A 20,643-nucleotide genomic window follows, 5' to 3' on the forward strand; every position below is an offset into this window, starting at 1 on the left:
GTGAGGCTGGAGGGCGGGCGCGCGCACCTACTGCAATCCGCCCAGAATGACGCAACCGCGCGGTGCCGAGCTGCTCGATGACCGCGAGCCCAGAGAGTACTTTGCGTTCCGACGAACTCGAGGTGCGGTATTCACGCCGTCTCTGAGGCCACAGCGAAGGTAGACCGCTCCCGGCCGCATTCACCCGAAATGCCGAACTTCAGCTGCAAGCGACCATAAACTCCCGTCTGTGTTGACAGAGCGCGCAGGGCGGACCTGCTCGCGCGCCCGTTTCGGTCACGCTCGGGGGACCTGCCGTGTCAGAGATTCCTGAACGGCTTCGCGAACAGGGCGTCGATGAGTGGCTTGTCGATGCAGTAGACGCGATGGCCCGAGGACGCCCCGAGAACCTGGCTGGCCTCCTCGTCGCAGTAGGTGAGCCGGTAGTTCACGAGGGCACCCGTACGACCTGCCGCACCCACTTCGTTGTGAAGGACGGGAACGGTAGGCCTCGCATCGAGAAGCTGGCCGACCGCCTGGCCCAGAAGGCGGTGGACTACTGCATCCCTCGAAGCCGCATCAACGATGCCTTGACCGAGATGCTAGAGACGGGGTCCGCCGCGGGCTTCACCCGACTGTCGGACGAGGCCCGTAGCCTCTTCACGAAGCTGAGCAAGTCAGGTGAGGGCGGGGAGCTGCTCCTCTACACGCTGCTGGAGGTGGTGCTGCGCATCCCCCAGATTCTGTGCAAGATGCCGCTCAAGACCAGCAGTCAGATGCACGTTCACGGAAGCGATGGCATCCACGGCAAGGTCTTGCCGAACGGGAATCTGGCCTTGTACTGGGGAGAATCCAAACTGCACGCCACCCCGAAGTCAGCTATCGACTCCTGTTTCGAGAGCATCGCTCCCTTCTTGGCCGAGGGCATGGACGGGGCAGCCAAGCGCGACCTGTACCTGATCCGCGACAACCTCGACGCCGGGGCCGAGGAGGTCACGGCGGCGCTGATCCGGTACTTCGGCGATGAAACCGAGGAGTCGGCGAAGGTCGAGGTTCGGGCGGGCTGCCTTGTCGGTTTCGACCTCGGCGACTACCCCAATCCGTTTGATGAGAGCGGCGAAGCCGTGAGTGCGGCTGCCCAGGAGGCGATCGACGCGTGGCACGAAAGGATCAAGGAACGCGTGACGAACCATGAGCTCGTTTCATTCGAGATGGAGGTCTTCTGTGTGCCTGTCCCGTCCGTTGAATCTTTCCGAGACGCTCTTCGCCAGCGGCTGGAACTGAAGTGACGGCCGAGTCCCTCGAAGCAGTCGTTCTTGGTTCGACCAAGTTCCGCAACACGCTGGCCAAGCTCGCGAGAGACGCCGTTGCGGCGGATCTTCCGGCGATTCGTCCATTCGTCAACGGAGAAGAGGTCGATTGGTCTTTCGCTCTGCTCTGCAGCAGTGCCTTGACCGCAGCCCCTCATCACAGCGGCCAGGAAGCCGCCCTGCGGGTCGCCCACAGCTGCCTAGCCAGCGATACCGATGAAGCGCTCCGTGGGGCTGCAGTGGTAATCCTGGAAAGGCTCGGCAATCGCCAGTCGCTCAACCTCGCCGCGAAGCGCGGGATAGTCGAAGCGGACGCCTGGGCGGAGACGCCTGGCCCCCTGCAGCAGGACGTTATTCGGCGAAGGCTTGAGCTGACGATTCCTACGAAGGCGAACGGCGAGGTGGAGGCGAATGCCTTTCAGCGTCAATTTTGGTCGGCGGCGACAAACTCGCGGTGGCTAAGTATCTCGGCTCCGACTTCAGCCGGTAAGTCATTCATTGTGAAGCGTTGGATTGAGGATCAGGCCTCGCGTGCAGATGAGTTTAAGGCGGTGTACGTAGTCCCGACTCGCGCACTAATCGAGGAGGTTAGCCTCGACCTGATCGCTGACTTTGGGACCTCGGTCCGAGTGCACACGATGCCGTGGGATTCAGAGATCGGCCAGGACTCAAAGGAGGTGTTTGTGCTGACGCAGGAGCGACTGCATCTGCTTCAGCAGCGGGTTCCTTCGTTTGCGCCAAGCCTCGTGTTCATTGACGAAGCGCAGAAGTTCGATGACGGCTCGCGTGGTGTCCTCCTTCAGCAAGTTTTGGACGAGACCGCTCGCCGGGCGCCCGAAGCTCAGGTGATTTTCGCGAGTCCCATGACTTCGAACCCGGAGATACTGCTGGCGGGAGCTCCGGGAGACGCGCGTGCCACTGCATTGGACAGCCAGGCGGTTACGGTCAATCAGAATCTTCTCGTCGCGAATCAGGTGCCGTACAAGCCGCGCGAGTGGACACTCAGCCTCTCGGTCAACGGAGAGTTGGACAGCTGCGGGACCTTCGAGCTCCCTGCCCGGCCAACACCGGCCAGCAAGCGTTTGCCCCTCATTGCGGTCACCCTCGGCGGCCTGCGGTCAGGCAATGTCGTCTATGTCAATGGAGCGGCGGACGCGGAAAAGGCTGCTAAGCAGATCTACGAGGCGCTCGGGGACGATGCAGACATGTCCCAGGACGAGGACATAGCTGCTCTCCGGGAGCTCGCGATAACTGCCGTTCACCCTCAGTACGCGCTTGAGGAGGCCCTGCAACGTGGGGTCGCGTTCCACTACGGCAACATGCCGTTGCTCCTGAAGAGTGAGATTGAGCGCCTCTTCAAAGAGGAGAAGCTTCGTTACCTGGTGTGCACGAGCACCCTGTTGGAAGGGGTGAACCTTCCATGCAAGAACTTGTTCGTGCGGGGTCCGCGAAAGGGCCGCGGCAACGTGATGTCGGCTGCCGATTTCTGGAATCTTGCAGGTCGTGCGGGACGCTGGGGAAAGGAGTTTCAAGGCAATATCGTGTGTGTCGACACGAACGACACGCAGCAGTGGCCCAGTCCGCCGACGTCCAGAGTGCGTCAGCCGATTGCTCGCGCAAGTGACAAGGTGTTCAAGGAGCTGAGCGGTCTTGCTGCATACATCGAGGCCGACACGCCAGTCGAGATGAGCCGTGAGGCGCCGATACTTGAGCCAGTTCTAAGCCTTCTGGCCTCGCGGGTGGCGCGCGGGGACGCGGTGTCGTCAATCGTCGGTGTTGCGGTAGACGCTGATGAGGCCGAAGCTTTAGAGGCTTCGATTGCTGACGCACTCCAAGCGATCACGTATCCTCCGGAGTTGATCGAGCGGCATGCCGGGATCAGTCCTTTGTCGATGCAGCGGCTCCTGACGTCCTTTGCCGACTATCCAGATCCTGTCGACCTCGTACTTCCGCCCCCGGAAAGTCCAGATGCGGCAGAGAGCTACGTTCGAGCGATTGCGAAGGTAAACCGCGAGCTGGGCGGGGACTGGGGCCCCGAGGGTCGGCAATTTCAGCTCTCAATCCTGATCACGCAGTGGATGAGAGGCATGCCATTATCGAGGCTGATTAGCAATCGCCTCACCTATGCGAGGCAGGTGAAAAACTCGAACATCCCGGGCGTGATTCGTGGCGTGATGTCGGACGTCGAACAGATCGCCCGCTTCCAGGCGCCCAAATACCTAGCCTGCTACCAGGACCTGCTCCGTTTCCACGCGGAACAGGTCGGCTCCCCGCTGGTGGAGGACGAGACCTTCGATGTGAGCATGATGCTGGAGCTGGGGGTCTCTCGACCGACTGAAGTCGCCTTGATGGCGTTGGGCCTCTCGCGCACGACGACGATTGCCGTATCGGAGCTGATCATCGAGGACGACCTCGCGCCGCACCAGGCGTTAGATTGGCTACAGCGACAAGACGTCGACGCGTTGGCTCTTCCCACGCTTGTGAGGCGGGAGGTTCGAAACCGGCTCGACGCCGAGGGGCGGCGCGGGCTTTTGTGACTCTTAGCGGTTGGGAGACCCAGGGGGCCGCACTAACCCGCGGGCCCGCGGGCTTGCTGGTCGCAAGACCTGACGCACCCTTGTGATACCTACAGGCCGACGTGCATGCCGTCTCGCGGTCATTACTCACGAGAAGGAGCAAACCTATGGTCAAGCCAATAAGCCTGCCTAGCATAACTTTCCCTACCCAGAAGGCCGCTCTTGAGTACTTCAGGGGCATCCTTTACCGCTACGAGATAGGTGACAGCGTGTCAGATCCGGTTCACGACACGATGTTGCGAGAACTCGCTGACCGGCATCCCGATGCTACGGAGAAGATCGGCGTTGGGATCTCCGAGTTCTTCATCGATAGGACCGACGCGGGCGATTACGGCTATGTCTCGGCGGCCTCCCGGGGGATCTGGATCCGGCGCATCGACGACAGCGTTGTTGACTGGAGCTATCAGACTGCCATTAAGAAGCCCGGGATGAGAACCAGTTTCAAGGATGCTCTCCGGCTAGCTGTCAACGACAGGCGAGTGGCCCTGCGGGATGCTGCGTTCGCCGCCGGCACGGTGCGTTGTGCCCTGACGGGAGCACTGATCCCCACCAAGGCCGAGGCCGACGTCATCTATCGGGATCCGCGCTGGAATGAGATCGTCGAAGACTTCGTCGCGACCCTGGGAGGGTGGAGCAAAGTCGAGACTAACTCTGGCTTCGGGCAGATCGCTGTTGGCGGCCGGATTACTGACCCCAGAGTCTTGGCTTCATGGCTCGAACACTGGGACCACTATGCCAATCCGATCCTTGTGATGAAGGATGAAGGGGGCCGCGGCTCCCGGTCCTGAAGTGAGAGGACTAAGACTCACGCAAGCGCTGCTGGTTCAGCGTCGACGAGCAGGATGCCGTTAAGTAGAGGCCTTGGACCCTGATGAGGAAGCATGCCTGACGACGACGGTGCCCGACAGTTCTGGGCATCGGGCCTGCTAGGCCAGCCCGACGTCCCGCCGAGCTATCAGAAGCTACATCAGGAGGAGCACTGGCGGGGCATCTCCGACAAGTCGCCGAGCTGGGAGAACGCATTCGAGCATTCCAACGACCCACTGCTCGACGACCTGTGGAAGAAGGTGCTTGCTCTCGCGCCTCCGCACCTCGCGAACGCGCTATCGGGGACGTTCATAGTGAAGCGTCAAGATTGGGAGTCCCAGGCGTCAACCTGGGCATCACCTCACCACTTTGCTGGAGCGATTATTGACTTCCATGTGGGCTTCTCGGATGCAACCGTCCAATTCGCTACCTTCTTCGAACGTGTGAGGGATCCCAGCGCAACGCCTTTCAGGGTTGCCGACGATGCCCGCCGCATGGCCTATGTGGCGGAGTTGTGGCGCGAGACTGGCGAGGTTTATGTCGGCGACTACGGCTACGAAGGTGAGGACTTGACCAGCCATTCAGTCGCGCTGTCTTTGCTCGCAGACGTCTGGTGCCTAGCACACGAGGGAGCCCACCGCCTGCTCGGGCACGTGGACGGCATCCCACGAGTTGTGGATGACGAACTTGAAGTGCTGTTGGGCGACCTGGCGGACGCCTTCAGCGAGACCGGGGGTCAAGAACTTGAGGCGGACGCGCTCGCGACTCTGTTGCTGCGCGGCCAGGATCCGTTCGACGCACGCAGCCAGTCCGCCTTCGAAGCTTGCTTGGGCGCGCACCTTGCGCTCAATACGCTCAGACTGGGTGATCCGCAATCAGATCGCGGCGACGATGATCATCCTCCGATCGACCGCCGACTTGCCCTCAACTTGAAGTTTCAAGAGCGCCTGACGGGCGGAGACTACGCAAGCGCGGTACGTGCGGACGTCGAGCGGGCAGCAGGTATCGTCGAAGCAACAATCCGGGCGGCAACAGCGCTTGAAGCCGACCAAGACAAGCAACGATAGGTGGTTCTGGACGCGTCCATCGATCGTCTTCATCGATGGGATCGTTTCCCTTCCGAGCAGGAGCTCTGGCGAGGATGCTCAACTCATCTGCGTCCTTCCGCCGCGGAACGGGTCGGCCGTACGCCGGCTCGAGCTCTGATCGCCCAGCGGCTGCCTAGCCCATTCCGCCGCCTTTGCCCCACCGCCACCTACGCCACGTAGATGTCCACGCCCGGCGGCGCCTCGAAGATCATCCGCGCCTCCTCCGGGTGGATCGGGTGGGTTCCGGTGTGGTCGACGAGGAAGCTCAGCCCGCTCGGGCTGAGCCAGACGTAGCGTCCCTCGCCGCACTGGCGCGATCGGAAGCCCGCGTGGGTCTTCCAGCGGTGGTGGCGGCGGCCGAGGGGGCCGGAGTTGTGGGAGCCGGTCTGGTCCGGCGGGGGATCTCGGCCCTCGTCGCCGTGGTCGTAGGGAGTGGGGTGGTCCAGGTCGACGCTGCGGCTGGTCGAGGTGGCGAAGGGCCAGTAGTCGCCGACGTTGACGAGGTGGACCTGGTCGCGCAGTGACTCGGGGTGCTCGTAGGCCGTGTAGCGGACGCGGCCGGAGAGGTCCTTGACCGGCTGGACCTTGAGGTCGTGGCGGCGGAGGAGCTCGGCCAGCTGGGTCAGGGTGACCGGGCCGAGGCCCTCGACCCGCACCACGCCGTCCTTGGCGTGGAGCGCGGCCTCGTGGAGGTGGACGTGGAGGACCGCCTTCGGCGCCAGCGGCCGGAGGTCGAGGGAGCGCAGCGCCTCGAGGAGGTCGGCCGGGAAGGCGAGGGTTCGCGACATCGCGCGTGCGGACGGCTCGTCCGGCTCGGGCTCGCCGTCGGACTCGGCGGCGCCAGCCATCGGCGCGGGCTCGGCATCCGCAGCAGCCCCGTCCTCCGTGTGCTCCAGCAGCAGCGCGAACAGCTCCGCCGGCCGCGCCAGCCAGCCGAAGGCGATCGCGCGGAGCTCGTCGGGGTGGGCCTCGGGGTGGCGCGGCGCGATGATCTCGGCGACGCGGTGGACGACGGCGTCGACGGCCGCGGCGCCGCCGGCCTCGAGGCGGGCGATCAGGGTGCGCAGGCCGTACTCGTCCGTGCGGCCCAGACCGACGTACCGCCGACGGCGCTCGGCCTCGCGGCGCTCCTCGTGGAGCTCGGTGTCGGCCTCGATCACCTTCGCCTCCGCGACCGCGAGCACCCGCCCGGCGCCCTCGCTGGCGATCATCCGCGAGACGGCCCGGTCGACCAGGCCGACCCGGTCGCGCGCGAGGTGGCGCGACATCCGCGCGACCTTGCGGGCCACCCACACCTCGCACTCGCCGCGCCGGCACACCGCCCACGTCAGCGGCAGCCGGTGCTCGAGGTCGAGCACGTCGGCCAGCGCGTTCTGCGTCGACGTCGCGCTCGCCCCGCGCGCCCACGCGATCTCGCCGAGGCAGAAGTCCTGCACGCCGGGCGTGCCGTCGCCGCCGACCTGGCGCAGCACGTTGCCCGTGCGGCGCGCGACGTGGCCGTCCGGGCCCTCGGTCGGGTCGCTCGAGTGGAGCCCCGCCCACGCCGACAGCACCTCCAGCCCGCGCACATCGGCCAGCCGGCTCTCCCGCTGCGCCTCGGTCGCCGCGGCCAGCAGGGCCGCGGCGTCGAGGTCGATGAGAGCTCCGGTCATGCCCCCATTCTAGAGAACCCCACCGACACTCTGACCTGCACGAACGACATCTGTGGACACCCGATTCGAACAGATGAACCAGTCAGACCGAAGCCCACAGGGGACGGATCGGTGATACTCCCACCGTGCGTCATCTGTGGTGGGTCCTGGGAGCGGTCCTCGTCGGCGTCGGCCTCGCGGTCGCCCTGTCCTCCTCGCCCGGGCAGACCGACTACGGCTGGTTCGCCTACGCCCCGTCGACCGACGACATCCTGAGCGGTGGGTCCGTGTGGGTCGTCTCGCGGGCGCAGGTGGCGGGCCTCGCGGTCGCGGTCGTCGGCCTGGTGGCCTTGGCAACGGGAGTCGGCTTCCGCCTCGGCCGCCGCCGCTAGCGACGTCACCCCGCCCCCCCGAGCTCGAGCCGCGGCCAGTCCTCGAGGTCGGCAAGCAGCTGCCGGTCGTGGGTGGCGACGACCACCGCGGCGGGCGTACGCCGCAGCGCCGCGGTGAGCTCGTCGACGAGCGCGGCCGAGAGGTGGTTGGTCGGCTCGTCGAGCAGCAGCACGTCCGGGCGGCGGTGCAGCAGCGCGGCGAGCACCCGGCGGCGCAGCTGGCCGGGTGAGCCGTGCAGCCCCTCGCCGACATCCTCCTGCCCGAGCAGGCCGACGTCGGCGCCCGAGAGGTGGCGCACCCGCCCTGCGCCGGGCTCGAGCACCTGCGCCAGCACGGAGAGCAGCGTGCTCTTCCCCGCACCGTTCGGCCCCGTGACCAACAGCCGGTCGCCCCCGGAGAGACCCAGCGAGACCGGCCCGTCCAGCCGTCCCGAGACGCGTACGCCGTCGGCGCGCAGGAGCGGCTGGCCCGCCCGGGTGCCGGGCTCGGGCCAGTGCCAGGTCGGCGGCGGGGGAGGCGTGTCGATCCGGTGGTCGGCGAGCCGCTCCTCCTGGCGGCGGACCGCCTGCACCACGCCGGCCGCGCGCGACTGGCGCTGGTGCTTGCCGGTCCCCTTGTCGGGCCGCCAGCCCGTGGTGAGCCGGGAGCGGGCGTCGTCGGCGGCGCGCGCGAGGCGGTCGCGCTCGGCGACCTGCTCGGCGTGGAGCTGGCGCCAGCGCTCGAGCTCGCGGCGCCGGGCCTCCTGCCACGCGTCGTAGCCGCCGCCGTGCAGCCGCGGCCGCCCGTCGGGGGTCGGGTCGAGGTCGAGGAAGTCGGTGGTGACCGCCCGCAGCAGCGCCCGGTCGTGCGACACGACGACGTAGCCGCCCGCCCGCCGGGAGAGCGCCTCGCCCAGGAAGCCCAGCCCGCCGGCGTCGAGGTGGTTGGTCGGCTCGTCGAGCAGGAGCAGGTCGTCGCCGCCGCCGAGCACGGTCGCGAGGCGCACCCGGTAGCGCTGGCCGACCGACAGCGTCGCCAGCGGTCGGTCGCGGTCGGTGCACGCGTCGAGCCCGGCGAGGGCGAGGTCGACGCGGCGCTCGGCGTCCCACGCGTCGAGCCGGGTCGCGACCTCGAGCGCATCGGCGTACGCCTGCTCCGCGCCGGGCTCGCCCCGGGTGAGCGCCGCGGTGGCGGCGTCGAAGGCCGCCAGCGCCTCACGGGCGTACGCCGTCGCGTCCGCGACCAGCGACCCGACGGTCGCGCCGGGGCCGGCGTCCATCGACTGGTGCGCGACGCCGACGCTGCCCGCGCGCTCGACGCGGCCCTCGTCGGGCTCGAGGCCGCCGGCGAGGACCCTCAGCAGCGTGGTCTTGCCGCGCCCGTTGTCGCCGACCACGGCGAGCCGGGTCTGCGGCGAGACGGTCAGGTCGACGCCGGTCAGCACCCGGCGACCGCCGCGGGTCGCGCCGACGCCGACGGCGCGGAGGTGGGGGGACGAGGTGGGCAGGGTGGAAGAAGGGGAGGAAGGAGAGGTGTGCACGCGTGGCTCCGCAAGGTTCGCTGTTCGCTGTCAGGGCAGGCGAGGGCGACGGGCCGGGCGCGGACGGAGGTCCGGCGCGGCTCGTCAGCGGGTGCGGAGCTTGAGCGTCGCGGTGGGCACGGCGCCACGGTAGACGAGGGCGGCGTCGCGGCTCGACGGGTTTTTCAGGCCTCGCCCGGCGGCAGCGGTCCCACGAGGTAGGCGTCGACCTCGACGCCGAGCCCCCACATCGACCCGCCGCCGAGGGTGAAGCGGGCGGACGGCCAGCCCAGGCGCGCGATCTCCGCCTCCCACGTCTTGCGGGCCCGCGCGGCCACGGCCTCGGCGGAGCCCTCCCGGTCGAGGGCGGCCCGGATCCCGGCTGCGTGCTTCACGACGTGCTCGCGCAGGTGCTCCGGGACGGCGCCGTCGACGTGGGTGACCAGCGCGAGGAGGCAGGCCGAGCCCTCGGGGGCCAGCGCCGACATCTTGAGCCCGTTGGCCACCAGCTCGGCCAGGTGCCCGGTCCGCGACGTGGCGCCCAGCAGGTCGAAGGCGTACATCGCCTTCGCCTCGACCTGCAGGACCGGCGTCTCACCGGCCAGGACGGCGATGTCGGCCCGGCGCCACCCGCGGGCGACGACGTGGGCCTCGCCGAGCTCCTGCTGGAGCCGCCACGCGAGCCGGTCGCGGACGGGCTGGCCGGCCGTGCCGGTGAGCGCGAGGTAGGCCAGCTCGTCCGCGTCGAAGTCCGCGGAGAGGGAGGCGAGCGTCGTGGCGAGGGCGCCGACGACCGAGGGGCTGGCTGCCATGGGCCCATCGAACACCGCCGCGAGGTCGGTCGGGAAGACCGTCGGACCCGCGACGCCACGCGGACGGGTCGTGGGGAGCGGGCGTCCCGTGTGTTATGTGTAGTAACCCACTACAGATAAGCATGAAGCGCCCGCGTCGCATGGAATTCCTCTGGTACATCCCCAACCAGGTCGCCCCGGGCCACCGGTCGGACACGACCACCGAGGGGCACAACAGCCTCGAGCGGCTGACCGGCCTCGCCCGGCTCGTCGAGGACCACGGCTGGGGCGGCGCCCTCATCGGCACCGGCTGGAAGCGGCCCGACACCTTCACGGTCGCGACCGCCCTCACCGCCGCCACCACGACCTTCAACCCGCTGATCGCCATCCGTCCGGGCTACTGGACGCCGGCGCACTTCGCCTCCTCCGCGGCCACGCTCGACCAGCTCAGCGGCGGGCGGGTGAAGGTCAACGTGGTGAGCGGCCCGGACCACCAGCCGCAGTACGGCGACGACGAGGGCGACCAGGCGCAGCGCTACGCCCGGACCCGCGAGTTCATGCGGCTGGTCCGGCGCTACTGGACCGAGGACGACATCACCTTCGAGGGCGAGCACTACCACGCGCACGGCGCGACGCTGGAGCACAAGCCCGTCGCCCGGGAGGGCCGCCCGCACCCCAAGCTCTACTTCGGCGGCGCCTCGGAGGCCGCGCAGCGCACCGCCGCCGCCGAGGCCGACGTCCAGCTCTTCTGGGGCGAGCCGCTCGACGGCGTCGCCGCCCGCATCGACCACCTCCGCACCCTCAGCGAGGAGGTCGGCCGCGACCTCCCGCCGCTCGAGTTCGGCCTGCGGATCACCACCCTGGTGCGCGACACGACCGAGGAGGCCTGGGTCGACGCCGAGGCCAAGGTCGCCGCGATGGCCGCCGGGCGCGACGAGTGGTTCGTCGACCCCGACCGCCGGGTCGCCGTCGGCCAGCAGCGGCTGCTCGACCTCGCGGAGCAGGGCGACGTCCTCGACGACTGCCTCTACACCGCTCCCGGCCGGGTCGGTGGCGGCGGCGCCGGCACGACCTGGCTGGTCGGCTCGCCCGACGACGTGGCCAAGGCGCTGCGCCGCTACGCCGACCTCGGCGTCACCCACTTCGTGCTCAGCGACACGCCGTACGAGCGCGAGATCGTCCGCGTCGGCGACTCGCTGCTCCCGCTGCTCCGCTCCGCCTGAGGGGTGGCAGGTCCCGGTGGCAGGAAGTCCCTGCCGTCCAAAAGGCGAGTAAGTCAACTAACTCAGTTTAGTTTGGATGTCCCACCCCATGAAGGAGCTTCCCTGATGTCACGACGAGGGCCCCGCCCCCTGGCGTTCCGCAGCCCCCTGACCCGCACCGTCCTGCTGGCCACCGTCGGCCTCGCCGCGCTCTCCGGTTGCGGCGGCCAGGACGCCGGCCCGCGCCTCGAGCTGACCGCGGCCCTGCCCGACGCCCCGGCCGACGGCACCGTCCTCCGGGTCGGCGACCCGGCCACCCAGGTCGCGCTGGAGACCTCCGGCCTGATCGACGACCTCGACGTCGAGGTCGAGTGGGCCAACATCACCGGCGGCCCCAAGACGCTCGAGGCCTTCCGCGCCGACGCCATCGACATCGGCTCGGTCGCCGACATCCCGCCGCTCTTCGCACACTGGACCGGCACCGACGTCCGCGTCGTCGCCGCCCGCGAGACCGTCGACCCGATGGAGCACCCGACCTACGAGCTCGGTGTCGCGCCCGGCGTCGACGTCTCCTCGATCGAGGACCTGAAGGGCAAGAAGATCGCCTACAGCCCCGGCCAGGCCCAGGGCGCGCTCGTGCTCAACGTGCTGCGCGAGGCCGGCCTCACCCAGGACGACGTCGAGCTCGTCGAGATGCAGAGCGTCGACGACGCGTTCTCCGTGGCGCTCGCCGGCAAGCAGGTCGACGTCGCCCCGCTCGGCCAGTCGCTGGTGAAGACCTACCTCGCGAAGTACGAGCGCGACGGCGCCACCACGATCGCGCCGGGCGTGCGCGACGACGCCTGGACGCTCTACACCCCGACCGAGGTCCTCGAGGACGCCGACAAGGCGGCCGCGATCAAGGACTACGTCGCCGTCTGGGCCGAGGCCCAGGAGTGGATCTCCAGCCACCCCGACGAGTTCGCCCAGGCCTACTACGTCGACCACGAGGGCCTCTCGGAGGAGGACGCGGACTACGTCGTCGAGGCGCTCGGCGAGTTCACCGTCCCGACGAGCTGGGACGACTTCATCGCGCGCCACCAGGAGACCGCCGACACCCTCGCCGAGGAGCAGGGCCACGACCCGGTCGACGTGGAGACGCTCTACGACCGGCGCTACGAGAAGGCCATCGCCGCCGCGCTCGACGGGAAGGAGGCGGGCTCGTGACCACGCTGACCGCCTCCCGCCCCGTCGTCGCCGCCGATGACGTACGTCCCGTGCGGCGCCGGCTCGGCCCCGGCGACCCGATCCGGTTCAGCGGCCTGATCGGCATCGCCGTCCTGCTCGCCGCCTGGGTCGTCGGGTCGGCCACCGGGCTGCTCGACGAGCGCAACCTCAGCGCGCCGTGGACCGTCGTCGCGACGGCCGAGACCCTCATCGAGAACGGCCGGCTTCAGGAGAGCCTGGTCACCTCCGGCATCCGCGCCGCGCTGGGCCTCGGCCTCGGCGTCGCGGTCGGCACCGTCCTGGCGCTCATCTCGGGCCTCTCGCGGATCGGCGAGTCGCTCATCGACGGGCCGATCCAGGTCAAGCGCTCGATCCCCACGCTGGCGCTGATCCCGCTGCTGATCCTGTGGCTCGGCATCGGCGAGCCGATGAAGGTCATCACCATCGCGCTGGCCGTCTTCGTGCCGATCTACATCCACACCCACAACGGCCTGCGCACCATCGAGGGGCGCTACGCCGAGCTGGCCGAGACCCTCGACGTCAGCCGCGCCGAGTTCATCCGCCACGTGGTGCTGCCCGGCGCCATGCCCGGCTTCCTGCTCGGCCTGCGCTTCGCGGTGACCTCGTCGCTGCTCGCGCTCGTCGTCGTGGAGGTCATCAACGCCACGAGCGGGATCGGCCACATGATCACGCTCGCGTCCAACTACGGGCAGACCGACATCATCGTCGTCGGCCTAGTCGTCTACGCACTGCTCGGCGTCACCGCCGACGCGGTCGTCCGTCTCATCGAGAGGAAGGCACTGTCATGGCGTCGCACACTGGCGAGCTGACCCCGCAGACCGGGCCCGCGGTCCGGGTCGAGGGCCTGCACCGCAGCTTCAACGAGGCGGGTGGCGTGCTCAACGGCCTCGACCTCGACATCGCCCCCGGCGAGTTCGTCGCGCTCCTCGGGCGCAGCGGCTCCGGCAAGTCCACCCTGCTGCGGGCGCTGGCCGGCCTCGACCGCGGGGTCGCCGGCCACGGCCGGGTCCTCGTCCCGGAGAAGGTGTCGGTCGTCTTCCAGGACTCGCGCCTCCTGCCGTGGAAGCGGGTCCTCGACAACGTCACCCTCGGCCTGCGCTCCGCCGACGCCGCCGAGCGCGGCTCGCAGGCACTCGCCGAGGTGGGCCTGGCCGGGCGGGAGAAGGCCTGGCCGCACGAGCTCTCGGGCGGTGAGCAGCAGCGCGCGTCGCTGGCCCGCTCGCTGGTCCGCGACCCCGAGCTGCTGCTCGCCGACGAGCCGTTCGGGGCGCTCGACGCCCTGACCCGGATCCGGATGCACACCCTGCTGCGCAACCTCTGCGAGGTCCACCAGCCCGCCGTGCTGCTGGTCACCCACGACGTCGACGAGGCGATCGTGCTGGCCGACCGGGTCATCGTGCTCGACGGCGGCGTGGTGCGCCACGACGCACGGATCGACCTCGGCGCCCGCCGCTCGCAGGCCGACCCGGCGTTCGCCCGGCTGCGCGCGCAGCTGCTGACCGAGCTCGGCGTCGAGGACGACCACGACGCGGCACCCGGCCGGCACTCCGACGTACGCCTCGGCGAGAGGGCGGCCTCGTGACCCGTCAGATCCACCTGAACCTCTTCATCTACCCCGACGGCCACCACGAGGCCGCCTGGCGGCGACCGGAGTCGCAGCCCGAGCGGATCACCGACATCACCTACTACCAGGAGCTCGCGCGGCGCGCGGAGGACGCGAAGTTCGACGCGGTCTTCTTCGCCGACGGGCCGGCGCTGGCGGAGAACATCAGGTACGCCGCGCGCGGCGGGCTGGAGCCGATCACCAAGATGACCGCGATCGCCGCGGCCACCGAGCGGATCGGCGTGATCGGGACGTCGTCGACGACCTACAACGAGCCCTACAACCTGGCCCGGCAGTTCGCCTCGCTCGACCACCTCAGCAACGGCCGGGTCGGGTGGAACATCGTCACCACCTCCTCGGCCGGGGCCGCGCACAACTTCGGCCTCGACGCCCACCCGGCCCACGCCCAGCGCTACGAGCGCGCCGAGGAGTTCCTCGACGTCGTCACCAAGCTCTGGGACAGCTGGGAGGACGACGCCGTCCTCGCCGACCGCGAGAGCGGGATCTACGCCGACACCGACAAGATCCACCGCATCGACCACGAGGGCGAGCACTTCTCGGTGGCCGGCCCGCTCAACGCGCCGCGCTCGCCGCAGGGCCGTCCGGTCTACGTCCAGGCCGGCTCCTCGCCGGACGGGCGGGCCTTCGCGGCCCGCTGGGCGGAGGCGATCTTCACCGCCCACCAGACCCTGGAGAACGCCCAGGAGTTCTACGCCGACATCAAGGCGCGGGCCCGGGCCCAGGGACGCAACCCCGACCAGCTCAAGGTGCTGCCCGGCATCAGCCCGTTCATCGGGTCGACCGCCGCCGAGGCCCGTGCGCTCGAGGAGTCGTTCAACGACCTCACCCAGCCGGCGTACTCGCTGCGCCAGCTGAGCAACCTCGTCGGCGTCGACCTCGCGTCCTACGACATCGACGGGCCGTTCCCGACCGAGGTCGTGGCGCCCGTCGGCGACCGCGCGTTCCACAGCCGCTCCCAGCTCGTGCTCGACATCGTCGCGCGGGAGAACCCGACGATCCGCCAGCTGTGCCACAAGCTCGCCGGCGGCCGCGGCCACCGCGTGGTGGCCGGCACCCCGGTCGACATCGCCGACACGATCCAGGAGTGGGCCGAGCAGGGCGCCGCCGACGGCTTCAACGTGATGCCGCCGTGGCTGCCCGGAGGCATCGACGTCTTCATCGACGAGGTCGTGCCGATCCTGCGCAGCCGCGGGTTGTTCCGCGAGGAGTACACAGGAAGCACCCTGCGCGACCACCTCGGGCTCGACCGCCCGGCCAGCCAGTACGCCCCGACCCCTGTCCAGGAGAAGACCGCATGAGCTTCGAGCACTACCGTCCGCTCGGCCGCACCGGCGTCCAGGTCAGCCCGCTGACCCTCGGCGCGATGATGTTCGGCGCGTGGGGCAATCCCGACCACGACGCCTCGATCGCGATCATCCACCGCGCCCTCGACGCCGGGATCAACGTCATCGACACCGCCGACGTCTACGCCCGCGGCGAGTCGGAGGAGATCGTCGGCAAGGCGCTGCAGGCCCGCAAGGGCAGCCGCGACGACGTCTTCCTCGCGACCAAGTTCCACGGCAACATGCACGACGACGACCCCAACCAGGCCGGCAACTCGCGGCGCTGGATCATCCGCGAGGTCGAGCACTCGCTGCGCCGGCTCCAGGTCGACCACATCGACCTCTACCAGGTCCACCGGCCGCGCCCGGAGGTCGACGTCGACGAGACCCTCGGCGCGCTGACCGACCTCGTGCGCCAGGGCAAGATCCGCTACATCGGCACCTCGACCTTCCTGCCCTCGCAGGTCGTCGAGGCGCAGTGGGTGGCCGAGAAGCGGCAGCGCGAGCGGCCGGTGACCGAGCAGCCGCCCTACTCGATCCTCGCCCGCGAGGTGGAGCGCGACATCCTGCCGACCGCCCAGAAGCACGGCCTCGGCGTGCTGCCGTGGAGCCCGCTCGCGGGAGGCTGGCTGTCGGGTCGCTACCGCCGCGGCGAGTCCCCGTCGGCGACCTCGAGCCGCCTGCAGCGCCAGCCCGCGCGGCACGACCCCGACGCCCCGGAGAACAAGCTCAAGCTCGAGGCGGTGCACCAGCTGCAGGACCTCGCCGACGAGGCCGGGCTGTCGCTGATCCACCTCGCGCTCGGCTTCGTGCTCGCCCACCCGGCGGTGTCGTCGGCCATCATCGGCCCGCGCACCCTCGAGCAGCTCGAGTCGCAGCTCGGGGTGGAGAAGGTCGTGCTGCCGGCCGACGTGCTCGACCGGATCGACGAGATCGTGCCGCCCGGCACGACGATCAACGAGGCGGACAAGGGCTACGCCCCGCCCGCGCTCGTCGACGCCTCGCTGCGGCGCCGCTGACCCCGTCGCAGCACCTCACGGCGGCGCCCACCCGGGAGGGTGGGCGCCGCTGTGACGTGGCTCTCGTCGGGGAACATCGCGTGGCTCCACGTCGCTGAACAGGTCGTACAGACCTCAACCAGATGGAGGCACCACGTCCCATGAGCCGTGCATTCGAGTCCCTCGCCGTCGGTCCCTGGAAGCTGCCGCAGCGCTTCGTGATGGCGCCGCTGACCCGCAACCGCGCGGGTGAGGGCAACGCCCCGACCGGTCTCAACGCCGAGTACTACGCGCAGCGCGCGGGCGCCGGGCTGATCATCACCGAGGGCATCGCCCCCAGCCACGTCGGCCAGGGCTACCTGGACGTGCCGGGGCTCTACACCGACGAGCAGGTCGCCGGCTGGCGCCAGGTCGCCGACGCCGTCCACGCCCGCGACGGCGTGATCGTCGCCCAGCTCATGCACGCGGGCCGGATCGCCCACGCCGACAACAAGGACGGCGTCGAGACCGTCGCCCCCAGCGCCGTGCAGGCGCCCGGCGAGATGGTCACCGCCGACGGCGGCAAGCCGCACGACGTCCCGCGCGCCGTGGAGACCGACGAGGTCGCCGGCCTGGTCGCCGACTACGTCACCGCCGCCCGCAACGCGGTCGCGGCCGGGCTCGACGGCGTCGAGGTCCACGCGGCCAACGGCTACCTCGGCCACCAGTTCCTCGACCCGACGGTCAACCAGCGCGACGACGTCTACGGCGGCTCGCCGGAGAACCGGGCCCGCTTCGTCATCGAGGTCGTCACGGCCGTCGCCGAGGCGATCGGCGCCGAGCGGGTCGGGCTGCGGCTGAGCCCCGCCCACCAGTTCAACGGCATCGGCGAGGAGATCAACGCCGACCTCACCGCCACCTACCGCGCCGTCGTCGACGCGGTGTCGCCGCTCGGCCTGGCCTACCTGAGCCTGCTCGCCAGCCCGCTCGAGCCGCTCGAGACGCTGGTGCGCGACCTGCGCGAGCGCTTCGACGGCGTCGTGCTGCTCAACGACGGCTTCGGTGACGTCACCTCGCTCGAGTCGGTCGAGAAGCTGCTCGAGACCGGTCTCGCCGACGCCGTGGTCGTGGGCCGCCCGTTCCTGGCCAACCCCGACCTCGCCGAGCGCTGGCGCGAGGGGGCCGAGCTCAACGAGCCGAACCCCGACACCTTCTACGGTGGCGGCGCCGAGGGCTACACCGACTACCCCACCCTCGACCAGGCCTCCTGAGGCCGGTCAGGACGTACGCGTCCGCGCCGCCGCCGCGACCCCGAGCACGCTGAGGGTCGCGGCGGCGGCGAACACCGCGAGGAACGGGTCGAGCCCGGCCCGGTCGGAGGTCGCGAAGACCGCGCCCGCCGCCGAGAGCGCGATCGCCGCACCGAGCGAGTCGGCGATCGACAGCGCCGAGGAGTTGAAGCCGCGGTCGCGGTCGGTGGAGGCCTCCAGCATCGCCACGCCGGTGCGCGGGTAGGCGAACCCCATCCCGGCGCCGGCCAGGACGTACGCCGCCGCCGGCAGCACCGCCGACGGACGTGACCCGGCGTCCAGGGCCAGGACGGTGAGGGCGAGCGCGCCCACGCCGACGAGCACGAGCGAGGTGCCCACGAGCATCGCGCGGGTGTGCGAGACCCGCTCCCCGAACCGCGACTGGAGCTGGCTCGAGGCCGCCCACACGACGCCCACGCAGGTCAGCGCGATGCCCGCGCGCCCGGCGGTGAGGTCCCAGTGGTCCTGCAGGACGTAGACGATGTAGGCCTCGGCGCAGAAGAACACGGCGCTGAGCAGGCCGCGCGTCGCGATCACCGCCGGCAGCCCGCGCTGCAGGCGCCTGCTGCCGCGCGGGAGCAGCCGGCCGAGCGCGACCCACACCAGCGCGAGCGCGGCGAGCGCCCCCAGTGCCGTGAGACCGGTGGCCGAGCCCAGCAGCTCGAGGACGAGCACCGCGACCGCGCCGACGACGGCCCACCAGAGCCGGCTGCGCGGCGTCGCGTCGCCTTCCTCCGGAGTGTCGAGGCCGCGGAGCGCGGGTGCGAGCAGCGCCAGCGCGACGACGACCAGCGCCACCGCCCCGAGGAAGACCCATCGCCAGCTCCACGTGGTGGCGACGAACGCAGCCAGGCCCGGCCCGAACAGCGCCGGCAGCACCCAGGCGGCGGCGAACGAGGCGAACACCGCCGGCCGCAGCGGCGCGGGGTAGACCAGACCCACCACGACGTAGAGCCCCACCGTCAGCGCCCCGCCGCCAAGGCCCTGCAGCACCCGGCCGACGAGCAGCGCCTCCATCGACGGCGCCAGCCCGCACACCAGCAGCCCCGTGCTGAAGAGCGCCAGCGAGGCGAGCAGCGGGACGACGGGACCGCTGCGGTCGCTCCACGTCCCTGCGGCGACCATCCCGACCACCCCGCTGGCCAGCGGCGCGGCGAACGCGAGGGCGTAGAGGCCCAGGCCGTCGAGGTCGCGCGCGACCGTCGGCATGACGGTCGCGACCGCCATCGCCTCGAAGGCGACGAAGGCGATCAGGCCGAACATCGCCACGGTGGTCGCGGCGTAGGCGGGGGAGAGGATCCGCTCGCGCGGCGTCGTGGTGGTGGTCACTGCCCCGACGGTAGGACCTCAGGTGCACCTGAGGTCAACCGAGGGCGCACGGAATATCCCGCGGGGGCCGGGCGCTGTGCAGACAGTGACTTCCGCTGCTTCGTCCTCCCCGCTCGCCCTCTCGGTCCTCGACCTCGTCCCGGTCCGCAGCGACCAGGCCACCGGTGACGCCATCGCCGCGTCGCGCCGCCTCGCGCAGGTCGCCGACGAGCTCGGCTACCGCCGCTACTGGGTCGCCGAGCACCACAACATGCCGGCCGTGGCGGCGACGAACCCGCCGGTCCTGATCGCGATGCTGGCCTCCGCCACCGAGCGGATCCGCGTCGGCTCCGGCGGCGTGATGCTGCCCAACCACGCGCCGCTGGTCGTCGCCGAGCAGTTCGCGCTCCTCGAGGCCGCCTTCCCGGGCCGCATCGACCTCGGCATCGGCCGCGCGCCCGGCACCGACCCGCTGACCCGCTACGTCCTGCGCGGCGGCAGCGCCGAGTCGGCCGACGACGCCGTCGCCCGCTTCCCCGAGTACGTCGACGACATCCGCACGCTGATGTCGCCCGAGGGCGTCGAGGTGCAGGTCGGTCCGCGCCGCCAGCCGCTGCACGCGACCCCGAGCGCGCGGAGCCTGGCCACCATGTGGCTGCTCGGCTCGTCGGACTACTCCGCCCGCCTCGCCGCCGAGAAGGGCCTGCCCTACGTCTTCGCGCACCACTTCGCCGGCCAGGGCACCGCGGAGGCGATCGAGCTCTACCGCTCCACCTACCGGCCCTCGCCCGAGCACCCGGAGCCGCGGACCTTCCTCACCGCCAACGCGGTCGTGGCCGGGACGGAGGAGGAGGCGCGCCGCCTCGCGCTGCCCAACGTGCAGCAGATGCTGGCGCTGCGCACCGGCGGCCCGCTGCGCCCGCAGCGCCTCGTCGAGGAGGCGGAGGCCGTCGAGATGACGCCCGACCAGGTCGGGTTCGGCCGGGCGATGAGCAACCGCTGGGTCGTCGGCTCGCCCGAGCAGGCCCGCACGCAGCTGGCCGACCTGGCCGCGACCTACGGCGTCGACGAGGTGATGGTGCACCCGGTCGCCGGCGCCTGGACCGGCACCGACGTCACCGCCGCCCCGACGCGCGAGGAGACGCTGCGGCTGCTGGCCGCCTGAGCCCTGCGGCCCGGGTGGGCGGCGGTCAGTGCCGCTCCTCGAGCCCGACCGCCTCGCGGAGGTTGTCGGCGGCCTCGCGCAGGTCGGGGTCGTCGGCGGCGCGCGAGTCCATCAGCGCCGCCAGCGCCTCCGCCAGCACGTTGAGCTTCTCCTGCATCGCCTCGTTGTGGCGGCGTCCGGCGTTCTCCAGCAGGACCAGCAGCAGCAGCGACAGCACGCCGCCGAACGTGTGGATGGCGAGCTCCCACTTGGTGGTGCTCTTCCAGAGCGGGAAGCTCGCCGCCCAGATCACCACGACCGCCACGACGACCGCGAAGAACGGCGCCCGGCTGATGGTGTTGGTGGACACCTCGACGAACTTCTCGAACGGGTCGAGGCCGTCCTTCTTCTCCCGGCTCTCGGCCGCCTCGCTGCGCTCCATGACGGGAGGCTAGC

18 protein-coding genes are annotated in these 20,643 nt (G+C 70.3%); 13 read left to right on the forward strand and 5 right to left on the reverse strand.

What is annotated here, in order from left to right:
* The first annotated feature begins 296 nt into the window (after window positions 1-296).
* The 4 genes from LN652_RS14670 (at window position 297) to LN652_RS14685 (ending at window position 5,739) form a co-directional block, all read left to right on the forward strand.
* Window positions 297-1,268 carry a HamA C-terminal domain-containing protein gene (locus LN652_RS14670; protein ID WP_230441351.1) on the forward strand — a complete coding sequence of 324 codons (972 nt, stop codon included), beginning with the start codon at window positions 297-299 and terminating at the stop codon, window positions 1,266-1,268.
* The gene (locus tag LN652_RS14675) at window positions 1,265-3,826 is read left to right on the forward strand and encodes a DEAD/DEAH box helicase (protein ID WP_230441352.1); all 2,562 of its coding nucleotides are present in this window, start codon (window positions 1,265-1,267) and stop codon (window positions 3,824-3,826) included. Before LN652_RS14670 ends, LN652_RS14675 begins: the two co-directional genes overlap by 4 nt.
* A gap of 146 nt (window positions 3,827-3,972) precedes the next feature.
* Window positions 3,973-4,653: a DCL family protein gene (locus LN652_RS14680; protein WP_230441353.1), complete on the forward strand. Its 681-nt coding sequence runs from the start codon at window positions 3,973-3,975 to the stop codon at window positions 4,651-4,653.
* A 93-nt stretch (window positions 4,654-4,746) separates the two neighbouring features.
* On the forward strand, window positions 4,747-5,739 hold the full coding sequence (locus LN652_RS14685; protein WP_230441354.1) for a hypothetical protein: 993 nt from the start codon (window positions 4,747-4,749) through the stop codon (window positions 5,737-5,739).
* Window positions 5,740-5,927: 188 nt separating this feature from the next.
* On the opposite strand, the gene LN652_RS14690 is transcribed toward LN652_RS14685, so the two are convergent.
* Window positions 5,928-7,412 (reverse strand): hypothetical protein, encoded by a 1,485-nt coding sequence (locus tag LN652_RS14690; protein WP_230441355.1) that lies wholly within the window; start codon window positions 7,410-7,412, stop codon window positions 5,928-5,930.
* Window positions 7,413-7,537: 125 nt separating this feature from the next.
* Between LN652_RS14690 and LN652_RS14695 the strand changes: the two genes are divergently transcribed.
* A complete protein-coding gene (locus tag LN652_RS14695; RefSeq protein WP_230441356.1) occupies window positions 7,538-7,783 on the forward strand; it encodes a hypothetical protein in 246 nt (81 codons plus the stop codon).
* Between the two features lie 5 nt (window positions 7,784-7,788).
* Here LN652_RS14695 and LN652_RS14700 read toward each other — a convergent pair whose 3' ends face one another.
* Both LN652_RS14700 and LN652_RS14705 read right to left on the reverse strand, forming a co-directional pair.
* Window positions 7,789-9,303: an ATP-binding cassette domain-containing protein gene (locus tag LN652_RS14700; RefSeq protein WP_230441357.1), complete on the reverse strand. Its 1,515-nt coding sequence runs from the start codon at window positions 9,301-9,303 to the stop codon at window positions 7,789-7,791.
* Window positions 9,304-9,467: 164 nt separating this feature from the next.
* Window positions 9,468-10,094 (reverse strand): hypothetical protein, encoded by a 627-nt coding sequence (locus tag LN652_RS14705; RefSeq protein WP_230441358.1) that lies wholly within the window; start codon window positions 10,092-10,094, stop codon window positions 9,468-9,470.
* A gap of 140 nt (window positions 10,095-10,234) precedes the next feature.
* Between LN652_RS14705 and LN652_RS14710 the strand changes: the two genes are divergently transcribed.
* From LN652_RS14710 to LN652_RS14740, 7 genes are all read left to right on the forward strand, one after another.
* Window positions 10,235-11,296 (forward strand): LLM class flavin-dependent oxidoreductase, encoded by a 1,062-nt coding sequence (locus tag LN652_RS14710; RefSeq protein ID WP_230441359.1) that lies wholly within the window; start codon window positions 10,235-10,237, stop codon window positions 11,294-11,296.
* Window positions 11,297-11,401: 105 nt separating this feature from the next.
* Window positions 11,402-12,481 (forward strand): ABC transporter substrate-binding protein, encoded by a 1,080-nt coding sequence (locus LN652_RS14715; protein ID WP_230441360.1) that lies wholly within the window; start codon window positions 11,402-11,404, stop codon window positions 12,479-12,481.
* The gene (locus tag LN652_RS14720) at window positions 12,478-13,311 is read left to right on the forward strand and encodes an ABC transporter permease (RefSeq protein ID WP_230441361.1); all 834 of its coding nucleotides are present in this window, start codon (window positions 12,478-12,480) and stop codon (window positions 13,309-13,311) included. Before LN652_RS14715 ends, LN652_RS14720 begins: the two co-directional genes overlap by 4 nt.
* Window positions 13,287-14,084 (forward strand): ABC transporter ATP-binding protein, encoded by a 798-nt coding sequence (locus tag LN652_RS14725; RefSeq protein ID WP_230441362.1) that lies wholly within the window; start codon window positions 13,287-13,289, stop codon window positions 14,082-14,084. The genes LN652_RS14720 and LN652_RS14725 overlap by 25 nt, the downstream gene beginning before the upstream one ends.
* Complete coding sequence (locus tag LN652_RS14730; RefSeq protein WP_230441363.1) at window positions 14,081-15,424, forward strand: LLM class flavin-dependent oxidoreductase; 1,344 nt, start codon at window positions 14,081-14,083, stop codon at window positions 15,422-15,424. Before LN652_RS14725 ends, LN652_RS14730 begins: the two co-directional genes overlap by 4 nt.
* The gene (locus LN652_RS14735) at window positions 15,421-16,467 is read left to right on the forward strand and encodes an aldo/keto reductase (RefSeq protein WP_230441364.1); all 1,047 of its coding nucleotides are present in this window, start codon (window positions 15,421-15,423) and stop codon (window positions 16,465-16,467) included. The genes LN652_RS14730 and LN652_RS14735 overlap by 4 nt, the downstream gene beginning before the upstream one ends.
* Before the next feature lie 140 nt (window positions 16,468-16,607).
* Window positions 16,608-17,696, forward strand: a complete 1,089-nt coding sequence (locus LN652_RS14740; RefSeq protein ID WP_230441365.1) for an alkene reductase — start codon at window positions 16,608-16,610, stop codon at window positions 17,694-17,696.
* A 6-nt stretch (window positions 17,697-17,702) separates the two neighbouring features.
* On the opposite strand, the gene LN652_RS14745 is transcribed toward LN652_RS14740, so the two are convergent.
* A complete protein-coding gene (locus LN652_RS14745; protein WP_230441366.1) occupies window positions 17,703-19,064 on the reverse strand; it encodes an MFS transporter in 1,362 nt (453 codons plus the stop codon).
* Between the two features lie 85 nt (window positions 19,065-19,149).
* On the opposite strand from LN652_RS14745, the gene LN652_RS14750 reads away from it, so the two are divergent.
* A complete protein-coding gene (locus LN652_RS14750; RefSeq protein ID WP_230441367.1) occupies window positions 19,150-20,208 on the forward strand; it encodes an LLM class flavin-dependent oxidoreductase in 1,059 nt (352 codons plus the stop codon).
* Window positions 20,209-20,233: 25 nt separating this feature from the next.
* Here LN652_RS14750 and LN652_RS14755 read toward each other — a convergent pair whose 3' ends face one another.
* Window positions 20,234-20,629, reverse strand: coding sequence for a low affinity iron permease family protein (locus tag LN652_RS14755; RefSeq protein ID WP_230441368.1), 396 nt, complete (start codon window positions 20,627-20,629; stop codon window positions 20,234-20,236).
* Window positions 20,630-20,643 lie beyond the last annotated feature (14 nt).

Source organism: Nocardioides okcheonensis (assembly GCF_020991065.1).
Classification (GTDB): Bacteria; Actinomycetota; Actinomycetes; order Propionibacteriales; family Nocardioidaceae; genus Nocardioides; species Nocardioides okcheonensis.